Here is a 1,981-nt window from a genome sequence, read left to right on the forward strand (position 1 = left end):
CTAAGGAAATCTCCTTGTCTGCTCGTCTGCTTGTCTACTCGTCTACTAAATAACAGCTCCTATTATCTCGCTCACCGACTTGCATCCGTGGTCGTCAAGCCACTGATTGATACCGTCGCGCACCTTGATTGTCACCTCAGGGTCAAGGAAGTTGGCCGTACCAATCTCGATTGCCGTGGCGCCAGCCATGAAGAACTCTATCGCGTCACGGGCGTTGCAGATACCGCCAAGACCCACCACGGGTATCTTCACCGCCTTGGCCACCTGCCAAACCATGCGCAGGGCCACAGGCTTCACCGCCGGGCCGCTCAGTCCCCCCGTGCCGATACTCAGCATGGGGCGGCGCCGTTCGATGTCGATAGCCATACCCATCAGCGTGTTTATGAGCGACACGCTGTCGGCACCCTCAGCCTCAACGGCACGCGCTATCTCGGCAATGTCTGTAACGTTGGGCGACAGTTTTACGATAAGCGTCTTGTGGTAACGCTCCCTCACGGCCCTTACCACGCTCGAAGCTCCCGCGCATGTCACGCCGAACGCCATGCCGCCGTCCTTAACGTTAGGGCACGATATGTTCAGCTCGATGGCCGGTATGCGGTCAAGGGCGTCGATGCGGGCGGCGCACTCGGCATAATCCTCCGGCGAAGAGCCGCTCACGTTTACGATGAAGTTAGTGTCGATGTCCTTTATTTCGGGATAGATATGCTCACAGAAGTAATCCACGCCCTTGTTCTGCAGTCCGACGCAGTTGAGCATGCCCGAGGCCGTCTCGACCATACGCGGATAGTCATTGCCCTGGCGCGGCTTCAGGGTAGTACCCTTAACGATTATGCCTCCAATGCCGTCAAGCGGCACAAAGTCGGCAAACTCAGGCCCGTAGCCGAACGTTCCCGATGCGGTCATTACCGGATTCTTCAACCGCAAATCCTTTATCCGTACACTTAAATCTGCCATAATAGTTTCTTTATGTTCATTACCGGCCCTTCCTTGCACACACACAGATTGCCCTCGGTGGTCTTCTCAACGCAGCACAGGCACGCGCCGAGGCCGCAGGCCATCATGTTCTCGAGCGACGCCTCACACTCAATGCCCTTCGCCCTGGCATACCTCGCCACGGCAACCATCATCGGCTTGGGGCCGCACGTAGATATACGGTCAAACCGCACCTTGTCCAGCACAGAGTGGTTAGTCACGAAGCCACGCTCGCCGGCCGTACCGTCCTCAGTGGTGACGCACACTTCGCCATACCTGGCAAACTCGTCAAGCATTAGCAGGTCGCCCTTAGAGCGCGCGCCGAGCAGGAACACGGGGCGGCAACCTGCGTCGTTCAGGCACTTGCCGAAATACAGCAGCGGGGCCACTCCCACTCCACCGCCGACAAGCAACACCTTCTCCCCACTGTCCGAAGGCATGGTAAAGCTGTTGCCCAACGGAAACATACAGTTCAACACGTCGCCCGCCCGCAGACGCGCAAGGCGTCGCGTACCATCGCCGATGGCCGCAACGAGCAGCCACAGCTGGTTGGCGCCATAGTCAACAAAGTTTACCGATATGGGGCGCCGCAGAAAAGTGGCGGGCGAACCGTCAACCCTTACCTCGACAAACTGCCCGGGCATAATCTCGGGCAACGGCTCCTCACGTGTCAGTTTTATAAGCACATACCTGTCATTGATATGCTCCACGGACACCACCGTCAAGTCAGAAACGCATTTTTTCATCTCAATTTAATCTTGCTCAATCATCAGCGCCTTTCGGCCTGATGGCAATCATACATTCATTTTACCTGTATGCAAAGGTACAAAATATACTCGAGAAACAGCGGCCGAGCCGCCCTTATATTGCTATTTTCGTGATTTCGGCAAACGGCGGCGCACCTTACGCAAGCAATATCCATGAATCATGCTGAAAATAAACGTAAGAGGTGCTCGGTTCTTTTATTTTTCGCTTTACATAAAAGGGTTCTTCCGCAGTTTTGTTGGAT

The 1,981-nt window shown here is 55.5% G+C and carries 2 protein-coding genes; both read right to left on the reverse strand.

Going from position 1 to position 1,981, the window contains the following annotated elements; genetic code table 11:
- Nucleotides 1-45: 45 nt before the first annotated feature.
- Entirely contained in the window at nucleotides 46-954 is a 909-nt protein-coding gene (locus H6A34_RS14215; RefSeq protein WP_205106049.1) for a dihydroorotate dehydrogenase, read from the reverse strand.
- Nucleotides 942-1,718, reverse strand: a complete 777-nt coding sequence (locus tag H6A34_RS14220) for a dihydroorotate dehydrogenase electron transfer subunit (RefSeq protein ID WP_205106050.1) — start codon at nucleotides 1,716-1,718, stop codon at nucleotides 942-944. The genes H6A34_RS14215 and H6A34_RS14220 overlap by 13 nt, the downstream gene beginning before the upstream one ends.
- Between the last annotated feature and the right edge of the window lie 263 nt (nucleotides 1,719-1,981).

Origin of the sequence: Marseilla massiliensis, assembly GCF_016899855.1 — a bacterium.
In the GTDB taxonomy this organism is placed as follows: domain Bacteria; phylum Bacteroidota; class Bacteroidia; order Bacteroidales; family Bacteroidaceae; genus Prevotella.

Bases quoted from the DNA above. Each gene is read 5' to 3' on its own strand.
- H6A34_RS14220 (WP_205106050.1), bottom strand. From the start codon at position 1,718: ATGAAAAAATGCGTTTCTGACTTGACGGTGGTGTCCGTGGAGCATATC.
- H6A34_RS14215 (WP_205106049.1), bottom strand. From the start codon at position 954: ATGGCAGATTTAAGTGTACGGATAAAGGATTTGCGGTTGAAGAATCCG.